Genomic DNA, 26951 nt, shown 5'->3' with positions numbered 1-26951 from the left:
TTCTCTACCTTAGGACGACGCTTTGAAACCGTCAAACCCGACACGCCGGTGATCTCGAGAGATCATGGAGTTCGGATGACGGCGGAGAGCACGTCCCGATGACCCGTCCTAGACCTGAGGTCAGACCCAATCGCAGAGCGACTGTTTCTTCTTGGAGGGGGTGGTCCGCCAGCTTGAGGGGGCGGCGGGCTTTTCAGCCTCTCGCTCTTCCCTGTGGGGCGAACAAGTAATAAGTTACGCGGGGATCGGGGACTCGGCAAATCTGGCCCGCATCCCGGGCGTGTCGAGCCCCCAGATCCTAGTCAGCGCTTGTAATTCGGCGCTTCGACGACGATCTGTACGTCGTGCGGGTGCGACTCCTTGAGGCCCGCCGAGGTGATCCGGACGAACTTGCCGCGGGCCTTCAGCTCCTCTACCGTGCGCGCGCCGACGTAGAACATGGACTGCCGCAGCCCGCCGACCAGCTGGTACGCGACGGCGGACACCGGTCCGCGATACGCGACCTGTCCCTCGATGCCTTCGGGGATCAGCTTGTCGTCGCTCGGGACATCCGCCTGGAAGTAGCGGTCCTTCGAGTACGAGGTCTTCTTGCCCCGCGTCTGGAGCGCACCGAGGGATCCCATCCCCCGGTAGAGCTTGAACTGCTTGCCGCCCTGGAACACGACTTCACCCGGGGACTCGTCCGTACCGGCGAGAAGGGACCCGAGCATGACGGTGTCGGCGCCGGCGACGAGCGCCTTGGCGATGTCGCCCGAGTACTGCAGTCCACCGTCCGCGATGATCGGGACGCCCGCTTCCCGCGCGGCGAGGGATGCCTCGTAGATCGCGGTGACCTGCGGGACTCCCACACCCGCGACGACGCGAGTCGTGCAGATGGAGCCTGGGCCGACGCCGACCTTGACGGCATCCACCCCTGCATCGATGAGCGCCTGCGCCCCCTCACGCGTGGCGACGTTGCCGCCGATCACGTCGATGTGCGCGAAGGACTCGTCGGCCTTGATGCGCTTGACCATGTCGATGACACCGGCCGACTGTCCGTTGGCGGTGTCGACCACGATCACGTCGACACCGGCATCCCGCAGCGCCTCGGCTCGCTCCCACGCATCCCCGAAGAAGCCGATAGCCGCGCCGACGCGCAGACGTCCCTGCTCATCCTTGGTGGCGAGCGGGTACTTCTCGCTCTTGTCGAAGTCCTTGATGGTGATGAGGCCGGCGAGCTTGCCCTCGTCATCGAGGAGCGGCAGCTTCTCCACCCGGTGGTGCGCGAAGAGGGCGATCACCTCATTGGCGCCGATCCCCACCCGTCCGGTGACGAGACCCTCGCTGGTCATGACGTCGCGAACCTTGGTGGTCTGGCGCTCGAAGCCGGAGACGAATCGCATGTCGCGGTTGGTGACGATTCCGACGAGCTTTCCGTCGTCGTCGATGACCGGGAGCCCCGAGATGCGGTACTGACCGCACAGAGTGTCGACCTCTTCGATGGTCGCGTCGGGTGTGGTCGTGATGGGGTCGGTGATCATGCCCGACTCGCTGCGCTTCACGCGATCGACCATCTTCGCCTGATCGGCGATGGAGAGGTTGCGGTGGATGATGCCGATGCCGCCCTCGCGGGCGATGGCGATCGCCAGCCGCGCTTCGGTGACCGTGTCCATGGCGGCGGAAATAAGAGGAGTCGCGACGGTGATGCGTCGCGTGACCCGAGAAGAGGTGTCGGCCTCGGACGGGATGACATCCGTGTGGCCGGGCAACAGCAGGACGTCGTCGTACGTCAGTCCCACGAATCCGAACGGGTCGTTGTGCTCCATGTACTCTCCTGCGTCGCGACTGCTCGAGCTCTCGCTCTCGGGCTGTACGAATTCTAAGGTGCGGGCGCCCTGATTCATTCCCGTCCGCTCACCTGTGACGGCAGGAGCGTGCGCGTGGGACCGATGCCATATCGATACCGATTCGCGCATGTGTCCGGGGTGTCGATGGTTGCGACAGGGAAACACACCGGCAACAATCGCTGGATACGGTCGTGTGGCGCCGCGGGCACCCGTACCTCAGCGCGCTGACCATGCTTCAATCTGGAGGTTCGGTGACGACCACCCACTCTTCGCGCGCCCATGTGCGATGGAAACGCGCGTTCATGGCTCTGCTCGCCGCACTGTTCTCCGGTGCGATGTTGCTCGGCTTCGCGAACCCTGCCTCAGCGCAGACCGACAACCCCGAGGACTTCCCCTACGCGATCCAGGGCAACGTCCGGGTCTCCGGCGAACCCGTCGCAGGCGCCACGGTGACGGTGTCGGGCGGTGGATACACGGGTGAGGCCAAGACCACCGACCGTGGATCGTTCCGCATTCCGGTACCGACGCAGGAGGAGACCTACACCGTCGAGCTGGTGAAGGACTCGCTGCCTGAGGGCGTGAACGCTCCTGAGGGCTTCCAGTTCAGCCAGGAGGTGAAGTTCGGCCCGACCAGTACGGTCACGCGGAACTTCACGCTCGCTGCTGCCGAGCGGACGACGACGTCGTTCTGGGACCAGTTCGCGTCCCGCGCCGTCAACGGCCTGAACTTCGGTCTGATGCTGGCACTGGCGGCGATCGGCGCCTCCCTCGTGTTCGGCACAACGGGGCTCTCGAACTTCGCCCACGGTGAGATGGTGACCTTCGGCGCCCTCGCCGCGCTCCTCTTCTCCGTCGGCCTGAACGTGCCGATCTGGGTGGCCATCCCGCTGGCGGTGGTCGTCTCGGGACTGTTCGGCTACGGAATGGATGCCGGCCTCTGGCGTCCGCTGCGCCGAAAGGGCCTCGGAACCGTTCAGCTGATGATCGTGTCGATCGGCCTCTCGCTGGCCCTCCGCTACATCTTCCAGATGTTCATCGGCGGCGGCACGCTCAACCTCCCCGGCGGAGCCACGCAGAACATCGCGGGACTCGGACCGATCACGCTGTCGCTCACCGACGTCGTCAGCATGGGCGTCTCGGTCGTCGTGATCATCGCGTTCGCCTGGTGGCTGATGCGCACTCGCATCGGACGCGCCACCCGCGCGGTGTCGGACAACCCGTCGCTCGCCGCCGCCAGCGGCATCGACGTCGACGCAGTGGTCCGCATCGTCTGGATCATGGCTGCCTCGCTGGCGGGCCTCTCCGGCGTCCTGTGGGCCTACTTCCGTCCCGGCATCAAGTGGGACATGGGAACCGGCATCCTGCTGCTGATCTTCGCGGCCATCACCCTTGGTGGGCTCGGAACCGCGTTCGGCGCTCTCGTCGGCTCGATCATCGTCGGTCTGCTCGTCGAGGTCTCGACGCTGTGGATCCCGTCCGACCTCAAGTACGTCGGCGCTCTCGTGGTGCTGATCGTGATCCTGCTGTTCCGTCCCCAGGGCCTGCTCGGCCGCCGAGAGCGAATCGGATAACGGCTCATGAACTTCCTGCAGATCCTCAACAACACGGCGGCACAGATCCTGTCGCCCACCACCCTCGGCTTCGTGCTCGCCGCAATCGGACTCTCCGTGCACTTCGGCTTCGCCGGACTGCTCAACATGGGTGTCGCCGGTTTCATGGCGATCGGTGCATACGGGTTCGCCATCTCGACGATCAGCTTCGCGCTCCCCTGGCCCGTGGCCGCTCTCGTCGGTCTGGTGGCCGCGGTCGTGTTCTCGCTCGTCATGGGTGTCCCGACGCTGCGCCTCCGCGGCGACTACCTCGCCATCGTCACCATCGCGGCGGCGGAGGTCGTGCGTCTGCTCTTCCTGACGTCGACGTTCCGCGAGACCACGGGGTCGGCAGACGGTCTGTCCGGCTTCCAGGCCGCGTTCCGCGCCAGCAACCCGCTTCCCGTCGGCCGGTACGGCTTCGGACCGTGGACGTATCAGTCCGACCAGTGGTGGGTCATCATCGTGGGCATCATCACGATCACGATCGTCGTGCTGCTCGTCTGGCTCCTGATGCGCAGCCCCTGGGGCCGCGTCATCCGCGGCATCCGCGAGGACGAGGACGCCGTCCGCTCCCTCGGTAAGAACGTGTTCGCGTTCAAGATGCAGGCGCTCATCGTCGGCGGCGTGATCATCGCAGCCGGCGGCATCGTCACGGCGATGGGCACGAACGTCAACCCGAACGTCTACGTCACGTCGCAGACGTTCTACGTCTGGACCGCGCTGCTGCTCGGTGGTGCCGCCACGATCTTCGGCCCTGTCCTCGGAGCCGTGCTGTTCTGGGTCGTCCGCGCGTTCCTCTCGAACCTGCTGCCCGCACTCGTGAACATCGGATGGCTGCCCTTCCTCACGGCGGAGCAGAGCCAGATGCTGGTGTTCGTCCTCGTGGGCGTCGCCCTGATGCTGCTGGTCATCTTCCGCCCGCAGGGCATCCTCGGAAGCAAGAAGGAGCTGACCTTTGTCCGCTGACGTCGCGCCCCCGGCACCCCGTCCCAAGTCGACCGGACTGCACAAGGGCGACATCCGCCCGGGTGTCGAGAAGGTCGACCCCATCATCGTCGCCGACGGAGTGAAGCGCGTTTTCGGTGGCCTCACGGCCGTCGACGTGGAACACCTCGAGATTCCCCGCAACGCGATCACCGCGCTCATCGGCCCCAACGGAGCCGGTAAGACGACCCTCTTCAACCTGCTGACGGGCTTCGACAAGCCGAATGCCGGTCAGTGGTCGTTCGACGGCAAGAACCTCGCCGGCATCCCCGCGTTCAAGACCGCGCGCATGGGTCAGGTGCGCACCTTCCAGCTCACCAAGTCCCTCGGGCTGCTGACAGTGCTCGAGAACATGAAGCTCGGCGCGCCCGGTCAGGGTGGCGAGAGGATCTGGGCCAGCATCCTGCCCTTCCTGTGGCGCAAGCAGGAGACGCGGATCGAGGAGAAGGCACGCGGCCTGCTCGCGCGCTTCAAGCTCGATGCGAAGGAGAAGGACTTCGCCGCGTCGCTCTCCGGTGGCCAGCGGAAGCTTCTCGAGATGGCTCGTGCCCTCATGAGCGACCCCACCCTCGTCATGCTCGACGAGCCGATGGCCGGAGTGAACCCCGCTCTCACGCAATCGCTGCTCGACCACATCCTCGACCTCAAGGATCTCGGCATGACCGTGCTGTTCGTCGAGCACGACATGCACATGGTCCGCCACATCGCCGACTGGGTCGTCGTGATGGCGGAGGGCAAGGTCGTCGCGGAGGGTCCGCCCGACGCGGTCATGAAGGAGCAAGCGGTCATCGACGCTTACCTCGGCGCCCACCAGGACGTCGACCTCGGCGTCGTCACCGGTCGTTACGAAGGTGAACTGACCGCGGAGGCTGCCGAGCTCGTCGCGCAGGCTCATGAACTGCAGGACGTCGTCGAAGCGGATGCGGCATCCGCAGCCTCCGAGACTTCCGCGCCCGCCACGCGGCGAGGCGCCGCTGCGGAGCGGGACGGCGCCGCAGACCACACCGCATCCGATCCCACTTCGGGATCGACGGAGGAGAACAAGTGAGCGACACCGCTGCTGCGCCGGCCACCTCGGTCGCGCCCCCCGTCGAGAACGTCGTCGAGCTGCGCGATGTGCACGCCGGCTACCTGCCGGGCGTCAACATCCTCAACGGAGCGAACCTGACGGCGGCCAAGGGCGAACTGATCGGCATCATCGGCCCCAACGGCGCCGGCAAGTCGACCATGCTCAAGGCGATCTTCGGCCAGGTGAACGTCCGCTCGGGCGCCGTCATCCTGAACGGACAGGACATCACGGGGCTCCGGGCCAACAAGCTCGTCGCTCAGGGCGTCGGCTTCGTTCCGCAGACGAACAACGTCTTCCCGAGCCTGTCGATCGCGGAAAACCTCCAGATGGGCGCGTATCAGCGGCCGAAGGTGGTCGCGGAGCGTATCGACTTCGTCACCTCGGTCTTCCCCGATCTCGCGAAGCGGCTGCAGCAGCGTGCCGGTTCGCTGTCGGGCGGTGAGCGGCAGATGGTCGCCATGGGCCGTGCGCTCATGATGGATCCGCACGTGCTGCTGCTGGACGAGCCCTCCGCGGGCCTGTCGCCGTCGCGCCAGGACGAGGCATTCCTGCGGGTGTCCGAGATCAACAAGGCCGGCGTGACCACCATCATGGTCGAGCAGAACGCGCGCCGTTGCCTGCAGATCTGCGACCGCGGCTACGTGCTCGACCAGGGCCGCGACGCGTACACCGGCACTGGCCGCGAGCTGCTGAACGACCCCAAGGTCATCGGGCTCTACCTCGGGACGCTCGGCGCCTGACACGCACGCATCGATGATGCCCCCGGCCCATACGGGCCGGGGGCATCGTCGTTTCCGCGTCCGGGCTCCCCGCTCGGGAGACGCACTCGGGTGCACAGCACAACGGCCCCGGTCCGAAGACCGGGGCCGTTGTGCTGGCGGACCGGGGTCAGCCGAGGTTGAGGAACGAGTAGTTGTTGTCCTCGCCGTACTGGAAGATGCCGATGGAAGCCTCCGTCGGGTCGCCCACCTTGTCGAACGTGATCTTGCCCGAGACACCGTCGTAGTCGGCGACCTCGCCGGCGTTGATGATGTCGGCGCACTCGGCGTACGAGGTGCACTTCTTTCCGTCACCGGAGCCGCCCGACACCTGCTGCAGGTGCGCAGCGACGTCAGGGCCTTCGGACGATCCGGCCTCGAGCGCTGCGAGAGCGAGGAGGATGACCGCGTCGTAGGACTCGGGACCGTAGGTGTAGTCCTTCAGCTCGGGCTTGCCCGTGCCCGTCCAGAACGAGTTCAGGTCGGTCCGGAACGACTCGATGCTCTTCGGGTCGACAGCGGGGTAGGTACCCTTGGCGCCCGTCAGCGTGCCCATGTCGAACTCGTCACCGAAGTTGGTGAGGTTGCCGTCCACGAAGTACATCTTGTCCTTCGGGAAGTTGGCCGACACCAGCTCGGGGATGATCGTCTTGACCTCTTCGAACGTGATCAGCGCGATCGCGTCGGGGTCGGCCGCGAGGACGTCCGACACCTGAGCCGAGAAGTTCGTGTCACCCGTGTTGTAGAGGGCAGCCGAGACGACCTTGCCACCGGCATCCTCGAAGGCAGCCTTCGTGAAGCAGGCGAGGCCCGTGCCGTATGCGTCGTTCAGGACGATGAGACCGAGGGTCTCAGCGCCGTCACCGGCGATGAGGTTGCCGAGGACGTTGCCCTGGAGGACGTCAGACGGAGCGGTACGCCAGTACAGGCCCTTGTCCTTGTATCCGGTGAACTGCGCCGAGGTGTTGGCCGGCGAGAACTGGATCGCGTCGGCGGCGATGACCTGGTCGATGAACTGCAGCGACGTGCCGGAGGAAGCGGCGCCGATGATGGCGGTCGCGCCGGCGTTCAGCAGACGCGGGATCTCGGTCTCGTATGCCTTGTTGTCGGTGTCACCCGAGTCACCCTGCACGAGGTCGATCTTGACGCCCTTGTTGGCCTTGTTGACCTCGTCGGCGGCGAACTCGGTGCCGGCGATCTCGGGCGGGCCGAGGAAGGCGAGGTTACCGGTGACGGGCAGTGCCGTACCGATCGTGTAGGTCAGGTCCTTGGCGGGTCCCTTGGACGTCGACGTGTACTCCGGCGTGTAGTCCGGCGGTGCAGCCGTGTCGCAGTTCACGGGGAACTTGAAATCCGAGCCCTGGGCCTCTCCAGAGTTGGACGCGGTCGGCGTCGAGGTGCCGGCACAGCCGACGAGGATGAGGGCGGACGCGCTGACCATGGCGATGCCGCCCATGACCTTCGCGGCGCGCGATCGGGTGAAGACGCTCATTGTGCTCCTTGCTGTGGTGACACGAGTCGGATCGGGTCCGGCCCGGTGTGATCAACCTAGCGGGGAGGTCGTCGCGCGAGTGTTGCCGTTCGTTAACGATGTGTAACGAGGTGGGCACGCTCCCATAACGGTCGGGAATGCGACCGTTCGGGCTCAGACGGGATCGGGGACGACGGCGATCGCGCGCATCCGACTGCGCCGCGAACTGACGAGCGAGTCGACGGCGAACACCGCGATCGCGATCCAGACGAGGCCGAACCCGATCCATCGCTCGAACGGCATGGGCTCACCGAGGATGAGCACCCCGGTGAGGAACTGCATGACCGGCGCGATGAACTGGAGGATGCCGACGACAGTCAGGCTCGTGCGGCGCGCGCCCGCGGAGAAGAAGAGCAGCGGGATGGCGGTGATCGCACCCGCGAGCAGGAGGAGCACCGTGTGCCCGGCGCCCTCGTGACCCATCGTGAGGCCGGTCGTCGCGCCGACCACGATGAGCTGGATGACGGCGATCGGGATGAGCCAGAAGGATTCGAGCGTGAGGCCACTGACGGCATCCACCGAGGGTCCGATGCGCTTCTTCACGAGGCCGTAGGTCGCGAAGCTGGCGGCGAGGGCGAGGGCGATCCACGGCACGGAGCCGACCGCGACGATGATGACGACGACCGCGAGGCCGGCGATGCCGACGGCGATCCACTGCGCGGGGCGCAGTCGTTCCTTCAGCACGATGACGCCGAGGAGCACGGTCGCGATCGGGTTGATGAAGTACCCCAGGCTCGTCTCGACGACGTGGCCCGAGAGCGTGCCGATCAGGAAGACCTGCCAGTTGACGTAGATGAGGAGGCCCGCGAGGAGCGTCCAGAGCATCAATCGGCGGTCGCGGAGGATGACCCGCATCCGCGCCCAGCCGCGCGTGATCGCGAGCAGCGCGACGCAGAACACGAGGCTCAGGAGGATGCGCCAGCCGACGACCTCCCACGGGGTCGTCGGGGCGAGGCTGACGAAGTACAGCGGCAGGAAGCCCCAGAGCACGTAAGCACTGAACACGAAGATTCCACCGAGGGAACGTTCGCGGGCTGCCTGCTCAGGTGTCATGAGCACAAGCCTACGACGGTCATGACAGCGCCGATGCCCGTCCGGGCTGCCGACCTACGCCCGGATCCTGCCACCACACAAAAGAAGCAGGGCCCGGATGCCGAAGCATCCGGGCCCTGCTCACTGTGCCGAACGTCAGCGGACGACGACCGCCAGGACGTCGCGAGCCGACAGCACGAGGAACTCGTCAGCACCGAACTTCACCTCGGTGCCGCCGTACTTGCTGTACAGGACGCGGTCACCGACGGCGACGTCGAGCGGAACGCGGTTGCCGTTGTCGTCGATGCGGCCGGGGCCCACGGCCACGACCTCGCCCTCCTGGGGCTTCTCCTTGGCGGTGTCAGGGATGACCAGACCACTCGCGGTGGTCTGCTCGGCCTCGACCTGCTTGATGACGATGCGGTCTTCGAGCGGCTTGATGGAAACCGACACGGTCTACCTCTTTCTTGCTGGTGGGGTCCTGCTTCAAGACTCATCAGCACTCGCTTACCGAGAGTGCTAACGAAAGTCTAGAGCGCGGCTGGCACTCATGCAACGCGAGTGCCAGCAGAGCGGCGAATGCTGCAGCGCCTAGGCTGGCCGGATGGAACAGGCCGAGCTGACCGCCCTCCTGACCCCGCAGGGATTGCGCATGGTGGACGAGGTCGGACCCCTGGCATCCACCACCGAGGTCGCCGCCGCCGTCTCACGCCTGCGGGCAGGCGGTCACTCCCCCGACCTCGTCTCAGCCGTCGTCGGCCAGGCACACTTGCGGGTCCGTGCGGCGGGCAAGTTCGGGCCGTTCGCCGACCGCATGCTCTTCACCCGCGCCGGACTCGAGCAGGCGACACGACTCGAGGTCGCCGCGCGTCACGCGGGACGGTTCCGGGATGCCGGGGCGCACCGCGTCGCCGACCTCGGTTGCGGCATCGGCGGCGACGCCCTCGGCATGGCCGGCCTCGGACTCGACGTGCTCGCGGTCGACGCCGACGAGACCACGGCCGCACTCGCGGCCTACAACCTCGCGCCGTTCGGCGACGCGATCACCGTCCGGCACGGCCGTGCGGAGGACACCGACCTCGACGGGTGGGATGCCGTCTGGCTCGACCCGGCCCGCCGCACCGCCGGTCACTCCGAGACCGCGCGCACCGCGCCCGAGGACTGGTCGCCGTCGCTGGACTGGGCGTTCGCTCTGGCGGAGCGGATGCCGGTGGGCATCAAACTCGGTCCGGGTCTCGACCGCAGCCTCATCCCCGACGGCGTCGAAGCGCAGTGGATCAGCGTCGACGGATCGACGGTCGAGCTCGTCCTGTGGTCGGGGTCGCTCCGCCGTGACGGCGTGCGGCGCGCGGCGCTCGTCATCCGTGGCGGTGCGGCCGCGGAACTGACGTCAGCCGGCGACACGGAAGACGAGCCGGTCCGCGCGCTCGGTGCGTTCGTCCACGAGCCGGAGGGCGCCATCATCCGCGCCCGCCTCATCGGCGATGTCGCGCGGAGTCTTGACGCCGGGATGCTGGGCGGCGGCACTGCCTACCTCACCTCCGACACCCCGCTCACGAACCCGTTCGTCCAGTCGTTCCGCGTGCGCGAGACACTGCCGCTCAAGCCCGCCGCGATCAGCACGGCGTTGCGGAAAGCCGGTGTCGGCACCGTCGAGATCAAGAAGCGCGGCGTGGACGTCGACCCGGCGCAGTTCCGGAAGAAGCTCACGCTGCGAGGGTCGGCATCCGCCACTCTCATCCTCACTCGGATCGGCGAGGGAAGAGACGAGAAGCGGGTCGCGCTGCTCGCAGACCGGGTGTGACGCCGGTCAGCTGAAGAGGGCGCCCTGAGACGCGGCCCACCACAGCCACCCTGCGCTGTACGCCAGCGACGCGAGGCTGAGCCCGAGCCCCCACACGGCGGTCTCGCGCTTCTCCCACGGGCGCCGCAGCGCCAGGATCGCGAGCACGACGCCGATCAGTCCGATGGGAAAGCCCCACCCGACGAAGCACGCGAGCACGAGGCCGAGCGTGCCGAACAGGAGGGACCAGCCCGCGCTCTTCGGAAGGGCCGGCGGACGGCGGATCCATTGCACCTCGGGCGCGACCGCTGGATCCGGTTCCGGGTGGACCGCGAGCGGCGGCGCGATCGGCAGCGGCTGCGTCAGCTCACGCCGGAATCCGCCGCGGTGCACACCCGGGAGGGCGGAGTCGGTCGGCGGGTGTGCGACGTCGTCGGATGCCGGCTCGACGGCCGGAACCACGCCCGGCGCGGCGGGGGGCGGCATCCGCTCGTCGGTCATGAGGACGTCGCCACCTGGATCGTCGTCACCGGCAGGGTGGAGTCCGCGCCGAAGGCGAGGGTCGAGGCGGGGTGGCCGCTCATGATGAGCTCCGATGCGAGCGCGGCGATCATCGCGCCGTTGTCGGTGCAGAGCGACAGTGGCGGGATGCGGACGGCGACACCGGCGGCCTCGGCGCGCTCGAGAGCGACGTCGCGCAGGCGCTTGTTGGCGATCACGCCGCCACCGAGGAGCAGACGCGGGACGCCGTGACGCGCGCACGCGTCGAGGGCTTTGGTGACGAGGACGTCGACGACCGCTTCGCGGAAGGATGCCGCGACGTCGGGCACCGAGAGGGTCTCGCCCGTCGCTTCGTGCTGCTCGACGAAGCGGGCGACCGCGGTCTTGAGGCCGGAGAACGAGAAGTCATAGCGGTGCTCCGCCATGTCGGAGGCGCGCGACATCCCTCGCGGGAAGCGGATGGCGTTCGGATCGCCGGTCGCGGCGGCGCGGTCGATCTCGGGCCCGCCGGGGTAGGGCAGTCCGAGGACGCGGGCGATCTTGTCGAAGGCTTCACCGGCGGCGTCGTCCATCGTCTCGCCGAGGAGCTGGACGTCCGAGACGAGGTCGCGGACAAGCAACAGGGAGGTGTGGCCGCCGCTCACGAGCAGGGCGACGGTCGGGTACTCGACCTCCTCACCGGTGAGGATGTCGGCGGCGATGTGGCCAACGAGGTGGTTCACGGCGTAGAGCGGCTTGTCGAGGCTGACGGCGAGCGCCTTCGCGGCGCCGACGCCGACCATCAGGGCGCCGGCGAGACCCGGACCGCTTGTGACGGCGACAGCGTCGATGTCGGCGAGGGTGACCTGCGCCTCCGCGAGCGCCGCCTCGATGGTGGGCTGGAGCGCCTCGAGGTGGGCGCGGGCGGCGACCTCGGGGACGACGCCGCCGTACCGGGCGTGCTCGTCCATGGAGCTGGCGATCGTGTTCGACAGGAGCGTGCGTCCGCGGACGATGCCGATGCCGGTCTCGTCGCAGCTCGTCTCGATGCCGAGCACGAGTGGTTCCTGCGTCATCTCAGCACCAGCCTTCTGCGGCAGTCGGGGCAGCCGTCGTCCGCGCCTCCCAGGCGACGAGGTTCAGCTGCATGACGATCGCGTCGACGTCGTCGGGCTGGTAGTAGCGGGGGCGGCGGCCGACCTCGACGAAGCCTTCCGACAGATACAGCGCAGTGGCGCCGGGGTTGTCGGCCCGCACCTCGAGGAACATCTCCCGGGCGCCGCGGGAGCGCGCGGCCCCGAGGAGTTCCCGGAGCAGTGCACGCCCGCGACCGTGGCCCCGGGCGTCCTCGGCGATCGCGATGGTCTGAATGTCGGCATCCGCTGCACCCTCGACGGCGCGCACGCCGCCGTACCCGACCAGGCGCCCTGCCTCGACATCGACGACGTACCGCCCGTGGGGGGAGGCGAGCTCGCCCGCCATGAGCGCTTCGCTCCAGGCGTCGGTCGGGAAGGACGCGCGCTCCAGACGCATGATGTCGTCGAGGTCGGCGGAGATCGCGGTGCGGAGGGTCACTGGCCGACCTTCTTCCGCGGGCCGGGCATCGTCACGTCGGGGGCGCGCAGGTAGAGCGGTTCGCCGAGGTCCTCGGTGCGGCCGGCATCCGCTGCGCGGGCGGCGACGAGGGCCACCATCGCGCCGGGAATCGCGGTCGTGTCACGCCGCTCGGCCCCGTGCTCGGCGAGGGCGGCGTCGATGTCGTCGCGCGCGACGAGCGACTCCTCGGTGATGCGCACGGGGAGGCCGTCGTCGTCGATTCCCTCGTAGACGGTGAAGGCGAACTCGCGTCGGCGAGCATCGGTGACGACCGCGAACCGCGGGACGTCGGCGAACGGGTCAGCGAGCAGCACCGCGAGGGCGGCCGCATCGTGGCTCCGCACGGGCACGACCGGGATGCCGCGGCCCAGGGCGAACGCGCGCGCCGCCGCGATGCCGACCCGCAGCCCCGTGAACGGGCCGGGGCCCATGCCCGCGGCGACGTGGGTGAGGGCGACGGGCTCGGGAGCACCGGTCGCGCCGATGGGGCCGTGCGCGGCATCCGTCAACACGCTCTGCAGGAGCGACCCGATGATCTCGGCGTGACCGAGGGGGTCTGCGCTGGCAGCCTCTGCTCGCACCGCACCGTCGGCGTCGATCACGGCGACGGCCGTGCCGAGGGAGGTGTCGATGCCGAGGATCACAGGGTCAAGGGTATCCGGGTGGACGGATGCCGAGCGGCGTCAGGGACGGCGCGTGACGGTGACGATGCGGGGAGCCGCATCCTCGAGCTCGGCGGCGTAGTGGCCGGTCGTGCCGCAGGCGTTGTCGACGCCGGTCCCGCTCCAGCCCCGCTCGATCTCGAGCTCCCACCAGGTGTCGACGAGACCGTCGACCATGCCCCGCCCCCACTCGACGATCGTGACGGAGTGGTCGGGATCGAGGCCGAGGTCGTCGAGCTCTGCCGGCGAGCCGAGTCGGTACGCGTCGACGTGTACGAGCGGCGGGCCGTCGACCTCGGACGGGTGCGTGCGAGCGATGACGAACGTGGGGCTCTGCACGGGACCGCGGATGCCGAGCCCCTCGCCGATTCCGCGGGTCAGGGTCGTCTTGCCCGCGCCGAGCGGACCGGTCAGGACGATGAGGTCCCCGGCGCGCAACACGGCCCCGAGGTCGCGACCGAGTGCTTCCATGTCCTCGGGCGAGGCGATCTCGCGGCGCCCCTCGAACTGCTCGACGCCGGTCATGACCGCACCTCTCGTCGCGGCACGCGCGGCCCGATGCGCGTGACGATCTCGTAGTTGATGGTGCCGGCGGCGTCGGCCCAGTCGGTCGCCGCGGGCACGCCCGCCGTCGGGTCGCCGAACAGCACGGCCTCGTCGCCGACCGTGACCGGCTCATCGCCCACGTCGACGACGAACTGGTCCATCGCGATGCGACCCGCAACGGGGAATGTGTGTCCGTTGATCGCGACGGGACCAGCCCCGGATGCCGCGCGCGGCACTCCGTCGGCGTAGCCGATCGAGAGGAGGGCGAGGGTCGACTCGCGCTCCGTACGGTGGACGTAGCCGTACGAGACACCCTGACCGGCGGGCACGCGGCGGACGGCAGCGACCGCGGCGCGAAGGGTCATAGCGGGGCGGAGCCCGAGGTCGGCCGACGAGCGGTCGTCGAACGGCGACAGACCGTAGATCGCGACGCCGAGGCGGACGCAGCCGAGACGCGCTTCGGGTAGGCCGATCGCGGCGTGCGAGGCGGCGATATGGCGGAGCCGCGGGCGAAGACCGGCGGACTCGGCGGCGGCCTGCGCGACCGTGAAGCGCGAGAGTGCCGTGCGGTCATCGTCGGGCGACGTGTTGGAGAGGTGGCTGAAGATGCCGAGGACCCGGATGACCCCCTCCTGCTCGAACTCGGCCGCTTCGGCGAAGACGCGGCCGTAGTCGGCGGGTGCGATGCCGTTGCGCCCGAGGCCGGTCTCGACCTTCAGCTGCACGGTCACCGGCCGGTCCGCCGAACCGGCACGAGCGGCGGCGCGGAGCTGTTCGAGACTCGAGACGCCGAGCTCGATGCGGGCGGCAGCCGCGTCGGCGAAGTCGGCGCCGGGCGCGTGCAGCCAGGCGAGCACGGGGGCGTCGATGCCGGCATCCCGCAGTTGGAGGGCCTCGGGGATGTCGGCCACCGCGAGACGGGCCGCTCCCCCGGCGAGCGCTGCGCGCCCGGAGCGGGCCGCGCCGTGCCCGTAGCCGTCGGCCTTGACCACAGCGATGACCTCGGACGCCGTCAGACGCGCGAGGTGGCGGACGTTGTGCTCGATGGCGCCGACGTCGATGACCGCCTCACGGGCGACGCCCTCCGGCATCCGGTTAGGGAGGGGCATTCGGTTGGGGAGGGGCGTCCGGCTCATGCGTGCGCCTCCGCGATGACGTAGGCCGTCGCGAGTCCCGCGTCATGGGAGAGCGACAGGTGGACGGTCGTGATGCCGCGAGCGGCGACGGTGGCCGCAGTCTCCCCCGACAGGGCGAAGACGGGACGGCCGGACGGCTCGGAGGTCACCTCGATGTCGGTCCAGTGCACGCCGTCGGATCCGCCGAGCGCCTTGATGAGCGCTTCCTTTGCGGCGTAGCGCGCGGCGAGGGAGCGGGGCTTGAGTGCCTGCTCGGATGCCGTGAACAGCCGCTCCATGAGCTTCGGGGTGCGGGCGATCGAGCTTTCGAAACGCGGGATGTCGACGAGGTCGACACCGATTCCGATGATCATGTCGCCTCCTGTCGCCGCGCGTTACGGCATCAGACCAGGATATCGGCGCTCGTCAGCCGGGCGCGTCGCGGCGCGGGTGGGCCGAACTCCGGAGGATCGCGCGATGCGCAACCCGCGACCCGCGCAGATCCGGGGTTCTTGGCGGACGACCCTGGAATCCATCCGGAGAACGGCACGCAGGAGACACCGGCAGGTCCGCCGAGGGTCCGCCGCGGGGCGTGCCGGGCGCGTCGGTCAGCCGACGGCGAGGCGGACGACGCGCTCGACCGCGTCGAGGCCCGGCGAGAGCTGCGCGTTCGAGCGGGCGTAGGTCTCGCGGGAGCGCCCGTACGGGTCGACGACGTCGTCGTCGAGGGGATCTGCGGGCGGGAAAACAAGGCCGCGCTGTCCGCCGATGACGGCGAGCGCACCGCGCAGCCGCTCCCGCGCATCGGCGCCCGTCGCGCCGGCACGGATCGCCTCATCGGAGGTCGCGGCGGCGAGGCGCTCGAACTCGCGGATCGTGAACGCGGTCCGCAGCTTCGCGGGCGCGAGCTCGACGATGGCGCGACGGTGGTCGCGATCCATCGCCAGGACGAGATCGGGCTCCTGCAGGAGCTTCTCGGTGAGGTAGCGGGAGCCGTGAGCGGCGATCCGGTCGGTGGGCACGCCGTGGGCGAGGGCGAGCTCGGCGGCTTCGCGGGGCATCCGGTCATCGGCGCGGGCGCGGACGCCAGCGCTCACCGCTTCGACGCCGAGGTCGCCGAGACGCTGCTGCAGCACCAGTGCCGCCAGGGGTGAGCGGCAGATGTTGCCCGTGCAGACGGTGAGGATCTGGATCACGCGGTGCCCTTTCGAACGGATGCCGCGGCTCGCCCCTCACCGACGTCACCACCGTGGTGCGTGGCGGGACGGCGGCGCTGCGGCGGGACGCGGACGGGCACCGATACGGTAGGGCCCGTGCAGGATCAGCTTAGCGACGGCCACCCGTCCCCCGTCTCCGAGTCCGAGGCGCCTACTGCCGGACCCGAGAGCGACGCCCCGCGCCGTCGTGGCCGTCGTCGGGCGCGGACGGACTGGCGTCTCGGCGGCACGATCGTCCGCACGTGGAACGGCACGCTCCTCGCCATCGCGCTCGTGAGCCTGGGGCTTGCGATCCTCGCCGGCTCGCTCGTGCAACTGCTGTGGGCGTCGCCGTGGGCGCCGCTGGCCTCGACCGCGGTGCTGTGGATCGGCATGATCGTGCCGGCCGTCATCGCGTTCCGCAAGGGTCGCCCCGCGGGCCTTCTGCGGTTCCGGCCCGCCGACATCGTCTTCGGGGTCGCGCTGGGTCTCGGCCTCCGCCTCATCGACGGATGGGTGACGGATGCCGCCTCGCGCCCGTTCCCGACCGGTTCGCCCTTGGGCGGCTCGCTGTCGCCGTCCTGGGTGCTGACGGAGGCGATTCCCGCGGGCCTTGTGGGGCCTGTGGTGGAGGAGTTCTTCTTCCGCACCGTCGTGCTCGTGGCGGTCTACTCGCTGCTCCGCCGACCGGCGGGATCGTTCGCGGCGGCGATCGCGGCGGTGCTGGTGTCGACCGCGACATTCATCATGATCCACGCCGTCGACGGCTCCCTGCCGCTGAGCGAATCGCTCTCGGTCGGGGCACTCGGCCTTACGGCCGCCCTACTCGTGATGCTGACCGGACGCATCTGGGGTGCCGTCCTGCTGCACCTGGTCTACAACGCGAGCCTGCTCGCCTTGATGGCGGCTGGAACGGCGCTCTCGAGCGGTCAGTGACCGAGCGCAACCTCGCGGGCCACTGAGATCAGAGCCTCCGGGGATCAGCGCCTCAGGGCCGCCCCATGCCGAGGTAGGTCCATCCGGCGGCGCGCCACGCAGCGGGGTCGAGTCCGTTGCGACCGTCGACGATGACCCGTCCCGCAGCAAGGCCGCTGGCATGCTCGGGGCTCAGCTCGCGCCGGTACTCGTCCCATTCGGTGACGAGGATGACGGCGTCGGCTCCGGTGAGCGCCTCGTCGCGGTCGGCGACGTAGGTGAGCTGCGGGTGCTGCCGACGGGCGTTCGGGATCGCCTGCGGATCGGTGACCGTCACCCTCGCTCCGAGGCCGTGGAGCAGGACGGCGACATCGAGACCGGGCGAGTCGCGGATGTCGTCCGAATAGGGCTTGAACGCGGCCCCGAGGACGGTGACGTTCTTCTCATACACGCTGCCACCGAGCCCCTGCACGACGAGTTCGACGGCGCGCTGGCGCCGCCGCATATTGATCTCGTCGACCTCACGCAAGAACGCGACCGATTCGCCACGACCCAGCTCCTCTGCGCGCGCCGAGAAGGCTCGGATGTCCTTGGGCAGGCATCCGCCGCCGAACCCGATGCCGGCGCCGAGGAAACGCCGACCGATACGAACGTCATGGCCGAGGGCATCGGCGAGCACGGTGACGTCGCCACCGACCACCTCTGCGATCTCCGCCATCGCGTTGATGAAGCTGATCTTCGTCGCGAGGAACGCGTTCGCGGACACCTTCACGAGTTCGGCTGTCGCGTAGTCCGTGACGATGAAGGGCGTGCCCTTCGCGATAGACGGGTGATAGACCTCGCGCAGCACCTGCGCTGCGCGGCCGCCTTCGCGACCGGCCGGGACGCCGGCCACCAGGCGGTCGGGGTCGATGGTGTCCTGCACGGCGAAGCCCTCGCGCAGAAACTCGGGGTTCCAGACGAGTGTCGCCCCGACGGCGCTGACGCGCGGTTCTAGGGATGCCGCGGTACCCACGGGAACCGTCGACTTTCCCGCGACGATGTCGCCCTCCGACAGGTGAGGCAAGAGGGCGTCGATCGCGGCGTTCACGTAGGTCATGTCTGCGGCGTACCCGCCCTGGATCTGAGGGGTGCCGACGCCGACGAAGTGCACCGTCGCGCCCGCCGCTGCGGCGAATTCGGTCGTGAACATCAACCGGCCGGAGGCGATGCCCTCAGCGAGGATGTCGGTCAACCGCGGCTCGAAGAAGGGCGCCTCACCCGCCGACAGCAGCGAGATCTTTTGCTCGTCCACGTCGATGCCGACGACCTCGTGTCCGATAGACGCCATCGCAGCCGCGTGGACCGCTCCCAGGTAACCGCATCCGATGACCGAAATTCGCATTGAAAGACCCTTCCGAAGACACCGGTGTCGTCGGCGCCGGTCGTGTTCTATCAGACACCGGTGACCGCCATCTGTCGCAGATGCTCGACGCAGGGCGCCCGGAGCGATAGCGTGAGCGCGAACAGCCGCACCGTCACTCCGAGTTCTGACAGCACCTCACCCGAAGAGGACGTCACGATGAGCACCTCCGCAGAAGGCGCACCGGAGGCAGGGCCCGTTCTGCCACCGCGCACTGCCGCGCCGAGATACACGCCCGACGATCGCGTCGCGCCCGAGGACGCGTCGCACCTCTGGCCCGATGCGCATCTCTTATCCGAAGCCCCGCCGGGGTACCAGCCGCTCGAGATGCCGGCCGCGTGGGAACCCGATCCTGCGCCCACGCCCGCACCGCGACCACCGGCATCCCCTGCCCCGCAGCCCTGGCCCTACGCGCCGTACGCACCGACCTCGCACCAGCCGCCGGCACCCGCTCCGCCCGCACACGAACCGGTTCCTGGATACGTCATCACGGCGCCGTACGAAGGCGCCGTGGCGCATCCCGCCCGGAACGCACCCGCGCGATCAGCGGCGCTCCGCAGCTTTCGCGACCTCCGCACCGGGCCGCTGGAGGGTCGAGAGTTCTCGACCATGCGGGAGTTCGCTGTCGCGGCGGTGCTCGAAGCGGGGCACCGCGAAGCCGACGTCGCGCGACTGTTCCGCTTCACGCCCTGGCAGCTCACGGCCTGGGTCAGCGAAGCGCGCGCCGCCGCCGCCGCCCCGGGTGGGCGCCCTCAGCCCAGGCGGAACCTGGGCTGAGCGCACTCACTCGACGGTGACGGACTTCGCCAGGTTGCGGGGCTGATCGACGTCGAGACCCTTGGCTGTCGCCAGGCCCATCGCGAAGATGTGCAGCGGCACGACCGCCAGGAGCGGCTCGAAAAGTGGCGCGGCCAGCGGGATGCGGAGCACCTCGTCGGCGAACGGCAGCACCGAGACGTCACCCTCTTCGGCGACCGCGATGACGCGGGCACCGCGGGCGCGGATCTCCTGGATGTTCGAGACGACCTTCTTCTGCAGCTCGGCCGCACCGCGGGGCGACGGGACGATGACGAAGACCGCCTGGCCCGGCTCGATGAGCGCGATGGGGCCGTGCTTCAACTCGCCGGCGGCGAAGCCCTCGGCGTGGATGTACGAGATCTCCTTGAGCTTGAGCGCACCCTCGAGAGCGATCGGGTAACCGACGTGCCGGCCGAGGAAGAGCACCGAGGCGGTGTCGGCCATCCAGCCGGCGAACTGCTCGATGTGCTCCTGCTCGGTCTCGATGACACGGGCGATCTTCGCGGGGATCGCTTCGAGCTCGCTCACGGCCTCAGCGGAGTCCTCGGCGGAGAGCACACCGCGGACGCGGCCGACGTGCAGGGCGAGCAGGTACAGCGCGGTGATCTGCGCGACGAACGCCTTCGTCGACGCGACGGCGACCTCAGGGCCGGCGTGGGTGTAGACGATCGCGTCGGATTCGCGCGGGATCGTGGCGCCCTGCGTGTTGCAGATCGACAGCGTCTTGGCGCCCTGCTCACGGGCGTACTTGACGGCCATGAGGGTGTCCATCGTCTCGCCGGACTGCGAGATCGAGACGACGAGGGTGTTCGGACCGATCACCGGGTCGCGGTAGCGGAACTCGTGCGCGAGCTCGACGTCGACCGGAACGCGCGTCCACTGCTCGAGCGCGTACTTGCCGACCATTCCCGCATAGGCGGCGGTGCCGCACGCGACGACGATGACGCGGTCGATACCGAGGAACAGCTCGTCGAGACCGTCGAGCTCGGGGATCGTGACCGCACCGTCCGAGAACCGGCCGCGGATGGTGTTGGCGACGGCCTCGGGCTCTTCCGAGACCTCCTTGGCCATGAACGACGACCAGCCGCCCTTTTCTGCGGCGGAGGCGTCCCAGACGACCTCGAACGGCTCGACCTCGACCGAGTTGCCGTCGAAGTCGGTGACCTCCACGCCCTGCGGCGTGATGGCGACGATCTGGTCCTGACCGATGGCGAGGGCGTTGCGGGTGTGCTCGACGAAGGCGGCGACATCGGAGCCGAGGAAGTTCTCCCCCTCGCCGAGGCCGATGACGAGCGGCGAGTTGCGGCGAGCGCCGACGACGAGGCCGGGCTGGTCCTGGTGCATCGCGAGGAGCGTGAAGGCTCCCTCGAGACGGGCGGCGACGTGACGGAACGCAGCGACCAGATCACCGGATGCCGCGTACTCGCGCCCCAGCAGGACGGCAGCGACCTCGGTGTCGGTCTCGCTGCGGAAGGTGAAGCCACCGGCGAGGAGCTCGTCCTTCAGCTCGGCGAAGTTCTCGATGATGCCGTTGTGGATGACGGCGAGCTTGTCGTCATCGGCGAGGTGCGGGTGCGCGTTCGCGTCGGTCGGTCCACCGTGGGTGGCCCAGCGGGTGTGACCGATGCCCGTCGTGCCGTCCACCATCGGGTGGGCGGTGAGGTCGTCGCGCAGCACCTGCAGCTTGCCGGCGCGCTTGCGCATCTCCAGGTCACCCTCGCCATCGATGACGGCGATGCCGGCGGAGTCGTACCCCCGGTACTCGAGCCGGGCCAAGCCCGAAAGGAGAATGGCCTGGCTGTCACGAGGCCCCACGTATCCGACGATTCCACACATGCGCCCAATCTTAAGTGGGGTGGGCTGAGACTGCGCCCCGCCGGGCCGCAGGGCGCGTCGGCGGGGCAAGGGCTGGCGTCGGCGGCATCCCTTTGATACCTATGAGGCACCGTGTCCCCCGCACGGTCGTGCCCCCCACACGACGGAGTCCCTCATGTCCGCATCCCCCCGTACCCGACGGCGGTCCGCGCTCGCGCTCACCGCTGTCCTCGCCCTCTCCCTGACCGTGGCCCCCGCTGCGGCCGCGTCGGCTGCTGTCTCGACGTCCTGCACCGGAACGACGCAGGCCGCCGTGCAGAAGCGCGTGCTGGCCGACGTGAACGCCGCCCGCAAGGCGAAGGGCAAGAAGCCCCTCACACTCGACTCGTCGATGTCGCGGGTCGCGCTCGCCTGGTCGACGAAGCAGGCCACCGCGAACCGGATGAGCCACAACCCGAAGTACGCCTCGCAGATCCCGTCGGGCTGGAACCGCGCCGCCGAGAACGTCGCGTTCGGCTACACCCCGACCAAGGTCACTCCGGCCTGGATGAAGTCCACCGGACACCGCACCAACATCCTCGGCTCGTACAACCGCATCGGTATCGGTGTCGCCTGCTCGAAGCAGGGCCTGCCGTACTACACGCAGGTCTTCGGGTCGTACGCACGCTGATCGGAGTCCTCCCGGGCGGAGCGTAGACTCGGCGACCATCGCCGCAGCGTCGCGCCCCGCCCGAGGAGGACCGATGCAGAACGTCCCGCCGCCCCTGCCGCAGCAGGTCCCGCCGCGTCCACCGATGCCTGCGCCCGCGCGGCGGCGGGTGGCATCCGTCCCCGTGATGGTGCTCACGGGCTACCTGGTTGTCCTGGCGCTCATCGCCTTCTGGCCGACGCCGGTGGATGCCGGGGTCGCGCCACTGCTCGAAGCACTCTCCCGCCGGCTGCCCGCGCTCACCTATCACCGCGTCGAGTTCACCGCGAACGTCGCCCTGTTCGTGCCGTTCGGCGTGCTCCTGCCGCTGATCCTTCGCTCGCGGGACCTCGTCCTGCCGATCGCGATCGTCGCGACCGTGACGATCGAATGCGGTCAGGCCGCCTTCCTGACCGCACGGGTGCCGAGCGTCCTCGACATCATCGCGAACACCGCGGGTGCGTGTGTCGGGATGCTGGGACTCGAGATCTGGCGACGCTTCCGCCGCCGCTGATCATCGAGACCGCGAATCTCAGAGCTTGCGGAGACGGACCGTATCGACGGTGTGGTCGGCGGCCTTGCGCAGCACGAGCTTCGCCCGGTGGCGGGTGGGTTCGACGTTCTCGCGGAGGTTCGGCAGGTTGATGTCGTTCCAGAACCCGAGGGCGAGAGAAACGGCCTCGTCGTCGGACACGTCGGCGAACACCTTGAAGAACGAGTTCGGGTTGCTGAACGCCGCCTCGCGGAGCGCGAGGAAGCGATCCACGTACCACTGCTCGATGTGCTCCACGTCGGCGTCGACGTAGATCGAGAAGTCGAAGAGCTCGCTGACGGCGATGTCGTGGGGGTTCGGAGCCGACGCGAGGACGTTCAGGCCTTCGACGATGATGACGTCGGGGCGACGGACGGTCACCTGCGCGTCGGGGATGATGTCGTATCGCATGTGCGAGTAGTACGGCGCCCGCACCTCGGCTGCGCCGGACTTCACGGCGACGAGGAACTCGACGAGGGCGCGGCGGTCGTAGGACTCGGGGAAGCCCTTGCGGTCCATGATCCCGCGCCGCTCGAGCTCGGCGTTCGGGTACAGGAAGCCGTCGGTCGTGATCAGTTCGACGCGGGGCGTGCCGGGCCAGCGGCTCATCAGTTCGCGCAGCAGGCGGGCCGCCGTCGACTTGCCGACGGCCACGGATCCGGCGACGGCGACGATGAACGGCGTCGTCGCATCCTCTTCGCCGACGAACCCCGCGGTGTCGGCGCCGAGGCGCTTGGTCGACGACGCGTAGAGCGACAGCAACCGGCTGAGCGGCAGGTAGACCTCGCGCACCTCGGTGATGTCGAGGCGGTCGCCGATGCCGCGCAGCTGCACGACCTCGGTCTCGGTGAGGGGCTGCTCCATGCCGGCGGCCATGCGCGCCCACTCGGCACGGGGGATCTCGCGGTACAGCGAGTCGATGGTCGTCGGCGTCTCATCGGGGGACATTGCGGCAACTCTAGCGGCGCACGCGAGCCTCCTCGCGCGGGCACCTCCGCGCGGCGGCGGGCGAGGGTACCGTACTCTGAGCACTGGATGTTTCTTTGCGGCCGTTCTGCCGCTCTCGACGGGGGTTTTTCGATGCTGCGACGCGTACTAGCGGTCTTGGCCGCAGTGGTGCTGACGGCATCCCTCGGCGTCTCCGGCACGACCTCTCCCGCAGAGGCCGCCTCGATCCCGTGGTTGAAAACGCACGGGTCGAAGATCCAAGACGCGTCGACCGGCAAGACCGTCACCGTCAAGGCGACGTCGTGGTTCGGCATGGAGACCGACACGTGCGCGCCGCACGGCCTGTGGTCGATCACCCTCGACCAGGGCATGTCGCAGATCGCCGGCATGGGTTTCAACACCGTGCGCCTGCCGTTCTCCAACGAGTGTCTGACGAAGAAGTCGTCGGGGTCGGTCAACCTCGCGCTCAATCCCAAGCTCTCCGGCGCCTCGACGCTGACGGTGATGGATGCCGTCGTCGCGAGCGCGCGCAAGTACAACCTCCGCATCATCCTCGACCGCCACCGTCCGGGCTCGGACGCCCAGTCGGAGCTCTGGTACACGAAGAAGTACTCCGAGGCCCGGTGGATCTCGGACTGGAAGATGCTCGCGAAGCGCTACAAGAACCAGCCCACCGTGATCGGGTTCGACCTCCACAACGAACCGCAGGGCTCGGCGTGCTGGGGATGCGGCGTGAAGGCACGCGATTGGCGTGCCGCCGCGACTCGTGCGGGCAACGCGATCCACACCGTGAACTCGAAGCTCCTCATCATCGTCGAGGGCGTGCAGTACGGCGCTGACGGCAAGGGCACCTGGTGGGGTGGCAACCTGACCGGAGTGAAGACGAAGCCCGTCATCCTCAAGGTCAAGAACCGCGTCGTCTACTCCCCGCACGAGTACCCGTCATCGGTCTTCGACCAGCCCTGGTTCCACGACAAGCGGTACCCGAACAATCTCCGCGCGGTGTGGGAGAAGCAGTGGGGCTACATCGTCACGAAGAACATCGCCCCGGTGTTCGTGGGCGAATTCGGCACCAAGCTGCAATCCTCTTCCGACAAGAAGTGGCTCTCGAAGTTCGTCGGCTACCTGAAGGACCGCCGCATCAGCTGGGGGTACTGGTCTTTCAACCCCAACAGCGGTGACACCGGCGGCCTGCTGAAGGACGACTGGTTCACGCGCGAGAAGACGAAGCTCGCGGCCCTGAAGCCGATCCTGACGCCCAAGAGCGTGCGCTACCCGGCCGCCCCCGCCCCGGCGCCCGCGCCACAGCCGTCACCGCAGCCCTCCTCCCCCGGCACCAAGCCCGACCCGGCGGTGGGTGCGTCCTCCAGCGCCTCGTCGAACGGCGTCTCGTCGACCCTGACCGTCACGAGTTCGTGGCCGTCGAAGTACCAGATCGCGCTCGCACTGACGGCGTCGTCGGGCGTCAAGGTGAAGTCGTGGACCGCGTCGTGGGCCTCGCCCGGGGCCGTCGCTGTCGACAGCGCCTGGGGCATGACGTGCAAGGTCACCAGCCCCCGCACCGCGAGCGCTCGCGTGAGCTGCTCGGGAGCGGACTGGGGCCTCGCGAACCTCACGCAGGGCTCCCGCGTCGACGTCGGCGCTATCCTCACCGCCCCGAAAGCACCGGCAGCGCCGAAGCTCAGCCTCACCGCGACGCGCTGACCGTGCGCCTCGGAGTCCTCGACATCGGGTCGAACACCGTCCATCTGCTGGTCGCCGACGTCCGTCCCGGTGGTCGCCCGCTCGCCACGACGAGCGATCGCACCGTGCTGCGCCTGATGCGCTACCTCGAACCCGACGGGTCGATCAACGCCGAGGGCGTCGACGCACTGGTGGCCGCCGTCGCCGAGGCGCGCCGCGTCGCGGACCGCGAGAACGTCGTCGAGCTGCTCGCGACCGCCACGAGCGCCGTGCGCGAGGCGACGAACGGCGCCGACGTGATCGCCCGCATCGAGGCAGAGCTCGGGCAGGAACTGCAGGTGCTCGGCGGCGAAGCCGAGGCACGCTTCACCTTCCTCGCGGTGCGCCGCTGGTTTGGATGGTCGGCGGGTCAGATCCTCCTGTTCGACATCGGCGGTGGCTCCCTCGAGGTCGCGGCGGGGCCCGACGAGCTGCCGGAGGTCGCGGCATCCGTCCCCCTCGGTGCCGGCCGGATGACGGTCGAGTACCTGCACGACGACCCGCCGGGGCAGGATGCCGTCGAGCTGTTGCGTGGGCACGCGGAGGCGACGCTGAAGCCGGTCGTCGCGCTCATGCGATCGCAGCCGCGACCCGAGCACGTCGTCGGGTCGTCGAAGGCGATCCGCTCGCTCGCGAAGCTCGTGGGTTACCCCGCGCCCGGCTGGGCGGGCACGGAGCGCATGGTGCTGCCCCGGAAGGCACTCGGCTCGTGGATCCCGCGGCTCGCTCGGATCCCGGCATCCGCTCGGCAGGAGTTGCCAGGCATCACGGCCGACCGCACGTTCCAGATCGTTGCGGGTGCGGTCGTGCTGCACGCCGCGATGACCGCCCTCGACGTCGACGAGCTCGAGGTGTCGCCGTGGGCTCTTCGCGAGGGCGTGCTGCTGCGCTACATCGAGTCGCTCAGCTGGAACGCACCGCAGGGCTGACCGTCACGGCGTGACCATGCCGCCGTTGACGTTGAGGGTCTCCCCCGAGACGTAGCTCGACTCGGCTGAGGCGAGGAAGACGAATGCCGGCGCGATCTCGGCGGGCTGACCCGCCCGCTGGTACTCGTTCTCGTCGTCGAACGCCTGCATCTGCTCGTCGGAGACTCCGTCGCTCACCTGCAGGGCAGACCAGACCGGCCCGGGCGCGACAACATTGACCCGGATGCCGCGGGGCGCCAGCTGCTGTGCGAGACCCTTCGACAGGTTGTTGATCGCGGCCTTCGTCGCGGCGTAGTCGAGACGGTCGGGAGCCGGCTTGTATGCCTCGAGCGAGGCTGTGTTGATGATGGATGCGCCGGCCGGCATGTGCGCGAGCGCGGCCTTGATGATCCAGAACGGCGCGAAGACGTTGGTTTCGAAGGTGGTCCGGAACTGGTCGTCGGACAGGTCCTCGACGCGCGGTACGGCGACCTGCTTGCCGGCGTTGTTGACGAGGATGTCGATGCCGCCGAGGAACTCGGCCGCGTCGGCGACGAGGTCGCGGCAGCGCTCCGGGTCGGTGATGTCGGCGGCGATCGCGTGTCCGCGGACGTCGGCGGCGTCGATGACGTCGAGGACGTGCGCGGCATCCTCCGCTTCGGCGTCGAGGTGCACGATGACGACATCCGCGCCCTCGCGTGCGAAGGCGATGGCGGCGGCGGCGCCGATACCCGAGTCGCCACCGGTGACGAGCGCCTTGCGTCCCTGCAGGCGACCCGTGCCACGGTAGGTGTCTTCGCCGAGGTCGGGGACCGGCGTCATCCGCGCCTGCACGCCCGGCTCCGGCTGGCGCTGGACGGGCGGCTCAACGCGCGCGTAGCGCGTGACGGGGTTTCCGAACGTGAACTGGTCGGGGTGCTCGGTGCTCATGCGGCCACGGTACGGGCCGATGCGGCATCCATTCACCCCCTTGCGCGGGGCGTTCCGGGCCCTCGGATTCGGACCGACCCCTCGGATTCGGAGGCGCACGCGCCTGCGCATCCGAATCCGGGC

The 26951-nt window shown here is 69.1% G+C and carries 28 protein-coding genes; 11 read left to right on the top strand and 17 right to left on the bottom strand.

Annotated elements, in window-relative coordinates:
* Window positions 1–302 precede the first annotated feature (302 nt).
* The gene (gene guaB / locus MO1_RS10415; RefSeq protein ID WP_036309936.1) at window positions 303–1805 is read right to left on the bottom strand and encodes an IMP dehydrogenase; all 1503 of its coding nucleotides are present in this window, start codon (window positions 1803–1805) and stop codon (window positions 303–305) included.
* Window positions 1806–2128: 323 nt separating this feature from the next.
* Here guaB and MO1_RS10410 point away from each other — a divergent pair, with 323 nt between their 5' ends.
* The 4 genes from MO1_RS10410 to MO1_RS10395 are packed head-to-tail and all read left to right on the top strand — an operon-like array spanning window position 2129 to window position 6211.
* Window positions 2129–3397 carry a branched-chain amino acid ABC transporter permease gene (locus MO1_RS10410; RefSeq protein WP_060915993.1) on the top strand — a complete coding sequence of 423 codons (1269 nt, stop codon included), beginning with the start codon at window positions 2129–2131 and terminating at the stop codon, window positions 3395–3397.
* A gap of 6 nt (window positions 3398–3403) precedes the next feature.
* Window positions 3404–4384: a branched-chain amino acid ABC transporter permease gene (locus MO1_RS10405; protein ID WP_036309934.1), complete on the top strand. Its 981-nt coding sequence runs from the start codon at window positions 3404–3406 to the stop codon at window positions 4382–4384.
* Window positions 4374–5450, top strand: a complete 1077-nt coding sequence (locus MO1_RS10400; protein ID WP_081416940.1) for an ABC transporter ATP-binding protein — start codon at window positions 4374–4376, stop codon at window positions 5448–5450. Before MO1_RS10405 ends, MO1_RS10400 begins: the two co-directional genes overlap by 11 nt.
* The gene (locus MO1_RS10395) at window positions 5447–6211 is read left to right on the top strand and encodes an ABC transporter ATP-binding protein (RefSeq protein ID WP_060915992.1); all 765 of its coding nucleotides are present in this window, start codon (window positions 5447–5449) and stop codon (window positions 6209–6211) included. The genes MO1_RS10400 and MO1_RS10395 overlap by 4 nt, the downstream gene beginning before the upstream one ends.
* 148 nt (window positions 6212–6359) lie before the next feature.
* Here MO1_RS10395 and MO1_RS10390 read toward each other — a convergent pair whose 3' ends face one another.
* The 3 genes from MO1_RS10390 to groES form a co-directional block, all read right to left on the bottom strand.
* Window positions 6360–7721, bottom strand: coding sequence for an ABC transporter substrate-binding protein (locus tag MO1_RS10390; protein WP_060915991.1), 1362 nt, complete (start codon window positions 7719–7721; stop codon window positions 6360–6362).
* A gap of 153 nt (window positions 7722–7874) precedes the next feature.
* Complete coding sequence (gene rarD / locus MO1_RS10385; protein WP_036309945.1) at window positions 7875–8813, bottom strand: EamA family transporter RarD; 939 nt, start codon at window positions 8811–8813, stop codon at window positions 7875–7877.
* A gap of 135 nt (window positions 8814–8948) precedes the next feature.
* Window positions 8949–9245, bottom strand: coding sequence for a co-chaperone GroES (gene groES, locus MO1_RS10380; RefSeq protein ID WP_017203655.1), 297 nt, complete (start codon window positions 9243–9245; stop codon window positions 8949–8951).
* Between the two features lie 151 nt (window positions 9246–9396).
* On the opposite strand from groES, the gene MO1_RS10375 reads away from it, so the two are divergent.
* Window positions 9397–10596 (top strand): class I SAM-dependent methyltransferase, encoded by a 1200-nt coding sequence (locus MO1_RS10375; protein ID WP_060915990.1) that lies wholly within the window; start codon window positions 9397–9399, stop codon window positions 10594–10596.
* 6 nt (window positions 10597–10602) lie between these two features.
* Here the strand turns inward: MO1_RS10375 and MO1_RS10370 are convergent, their stop codons facing one another.
* The 8 genes from MO1_RS10370 to MO1_RS10335 all read right to left on the bottom strand — a co-directional run bounded on the left by MO1_RS10370 (window position 10603) and on the right by MO1_RS10335 (window position 16170).
* Window positions 10603–11076: a hypothetical protein gene (locus tag MO1_RS10370; RefSeq protein WP_036309930.1), complete on the bottom strand. Its 474-nt coding sequence runs from the start codon at window positions 11074–11076 to the stop codon at window positions 10603–10605.
* A complete protein-coding gene (gene tsaD / locus MO1_RS10365) occupies window positions 11073–12131 on the bottom strand; it encodes a tRNA (adenosine(37)-N6)-threonylcarbamoyltransferase complex transferase subunit TsaD (protein ID WP_060915989.1) in 1059 nt (352 codons plus the stop codon). Before tsaD ends, MO1_RS10370 begins: the two co-directional genes overlap by 4 nt.
* 1 nt (window position 12132) lies before the next feature.
* Complete coding sequence (gene rimI, locus MO1_RS10360) at window positions 12133–12630, bottom strand: ribosomal protein S18-alanine N-acetyltransferase (RefSeq protein ID WP_036309928.1); 498 nt, start codon at window positions 12628–12630, stop codon at window positions 12133–12135.
* Complete coding sequence (tsaB, locus tag MO1_RS10355) at window positions 12627–13295, bottom strand: tRNA (adenosine(37)-N6)-threonylcarbamoyltransferase complex dimerization subunit type 1 TsaB (protein ID WP_060915988.1); 669 nt, start codon at window positions 13293–13295, stop codon at window positions 12627–12629. Before tsaB ends, rimI begins: the two co-directional genes overlap by 4 nt.
* 39 nt (window positions 13296–13334) lie before the next feature.
* Window positions 13335–13838 carry a tRNA (adenosine(37)-N6)-threonylcarbamoyltransferase complex ATPase subunit type 1 TsaE gene (tsaE, locus tag MO1_RS10350; protein ID WP_036309926.1) on the bottom strand — a complete coding sequence of 168 codons (504 nt, stop codon included), beginning with the start codon at window positions 13836–13838 and terminating at the stop codon, window positions 13335–13337.
* Window positions 13835–14950: an alanine racemase gene (gene alr / locus MO1_RS10345; RefSeq protein ID WP_060915987.1), complete on the bottom strand. Its 1116-nt coding sequence runs from the start codon at window positions 14948–14950 to the stop codon at window positions 13835–13837. The genes tsaE and alr overlap by 4 nt, the downstream gene beginning before the upstream one ends.
* A 41-nt stretch (window positions 14951–14991) precedes the next feature.
* Window positions 14992–15348 (bottom strand): holo-ACP synthase, encoded by a 357-nt coding sequence (locus tag MO1_RS10340; protein ID WP_060915986.1) that lies wholly within the window; start codon window positions 15346–15348, stop codon window positions 14992–14994.
* A gap of 234 nt (window positions 15349–15582) precedes the next feature.
* Window positions 15583–16170 (bottom strand): arsenate reductase/protein-tyrosine-phosphatase family protein, encoded by a 588-nt coding sequence (locus MO1_RS10335; protein ID WP_174520577.1) that lies wholly within the window; start codon window positions 16168–16170, stop codon window positions 15583–15585.
* A gap of 117 nt (window positions 16171–16287) precedes the next feature.
* Between MO1_RS10335 and MO1_RS10330 the strand changes: the two genes are divergently transcribed.
* Window positions 16288–17106, top strand: coding sequence for a CPBP family glutamic-type intramembrane protease (locus MO1_RS10330; protein ID WP_060915985.1), 819 nt, complete (start codon window positions 16288–16290; stop codon window positions 17104–17106).
* Window positions 17107–17158: 52 nt separating this feature from the next.
* Here the strand turns inward: MO1_RS10330 and MO1_RS10325 are convergent, their stop codons facing one another.
* Complete coding sequence (locus MO1_RS10325) at window positions 17159–18469, bottom strand: UDP-glucose dehydrogenase family protein (protein WP_060915984.1); 1311 nt, start codon at window positions 18467–18469, stop codon at window positions 17159–17161.
* A 50-nt stretch (window positions 18470–18519) separates the two neighbouring features.
* Entirely contained in the window at window positions 18520–18645 is a 126-nt protein-coding gene (locus MO1_RS14900; protein WP_255209253.1) for a hypothetical protein, read from the bottom strand.
* A 1-nt stretch (window position 18646) separates the two neighbouring features.
* Between MO1_RS14900 and MO1_RS14950 the strand changes: the two genes are divergently transcribed.
* Complete coding sequence (locus MO1_RS14950; protein WP_303621049.1) at window positions 18647–19264, top strand: hypothetical protein; 618 nt, start codon at window positions 18647–18649, stop codon at window positions 19262–19264.
* Between the two features lie 6 nt (window positions 19265–19270).
* On the opposite strand, the gene glmS is transcribed toward MO1_RS14950, so the two are convergent.
* Complete coding sequence (gene glmS, locus MO1_RS10315; RefSeq protein WP_036309920.1) at window positions 19271–21121, bottom strand: glutamine--fructose-6-phosphate transaminase (isomerizing); 1851 nt, start codon at window positions 21119–21121, stop codon at window positions 19271–19273.
* Window positions 21122–21275: 154 nt separating this feature from the next.
* Here glmS and MO1_RS10310 point away from each other — a divergent pair, with 154 nt between their 5' ends.
* Together MO1_RS10310 and MO1_RS10305 are read left to right on the top strand one after the other, a co-directional pair.
* Window positions 21276–21770: a CAP domain-containing protein gene (locus tag MO1_RS10310; protein ID WP_036309919.1), complete on the top strand. Its 495-nt coding sequence runs from the start codon at window positions 21276–21278 to the stop codon at window positions 21768–21770.
* Between the two features lie 73 nt (window positions 21771–21843).
* Window positions 21844–22302, top strand: coding sequence for a VanZ family protein (locus MO1_RS10305; protein ID WP_036309918.1), 459 nt, complete (start codon window positions 21844–21846; stop codon window positions 22300–22302).
* Between the two features lie 18 nt (window positions 22303–22320).
* On the opposite strand, the gene coaA is transcribed toward MO1_RS10305, so the two are convergent.
* Window positions 22321–23268 (bottom strand): type I pantothenate kinase, encoded by a 948-nt coding sequence (gene coaA / locus MO1_RS10300; protein WP_036309917.1) that lies wholly within the window; start codon window positions 23266–23268, stop codon window positions 22321–22323.
* Between the two features lie 132 nt (window positions 23269–23400).
* On the opposite strand from coaA, the gene MO1_RS10295 reads away from it, so the two are divergent.
* The gene (locus MO1_RS10295; protein WP_036309916.1) at window positions 23401–24972 is read left to right on the top strand and encodes a cellulase family glycosylhydrolase; all 1572 of its coding nucleotides are present in this window, start codon (window positions 23401–23403) and stop codon (window positions 24970–24972) included.
* A gap of 2 nt (window positions 24973–24974) precedes the next feature.
* The gene (locus tag MO1_RS10290) at window positions 24975–25919 is read left to right on the top strand and encodes a Ppx/GppA family phosphatase (protein WP_036309915.1); all 945 of its coding nucleotides are present in this window, start codon (window positions 24975–24977) and stop codon (window positions 25917–25919) included.
* Between the two features lie 3 nt (window positions 25920–25922).
* On the opposite strand, the gene MO1_RS10285 is transcribed toward MO1_RS10290, so the two are convergent.
* Window positions 25923–26828: an SDR family oxidoreductase gene (locus tag MO1_RS10285; protein WP_060915982.1), complete on the bottom strand. Its 906-nt coding sequence runs from the start codon at window positions 26826–26828 to the stop codon at window positions 25923–25925.
* Window positions 26829–26951 lie beyond the last annotated feature (123 nt).

It is taken from the genome of Microbacterium oleivorans NBRC 103075 (assembly GCF_001552475.1).
GTDB classification, from domain to species: Bacteria; Actinomycetota; Actinomycetes; order Actinomycetales; family Microbacteriaceae; genus Microbacterium; species Microbacterium oleivorans.
Note: the sequence above shows the minus strand (reverse complement) of the source record. Positions and strands in the feature narration are given on the sequence as shown.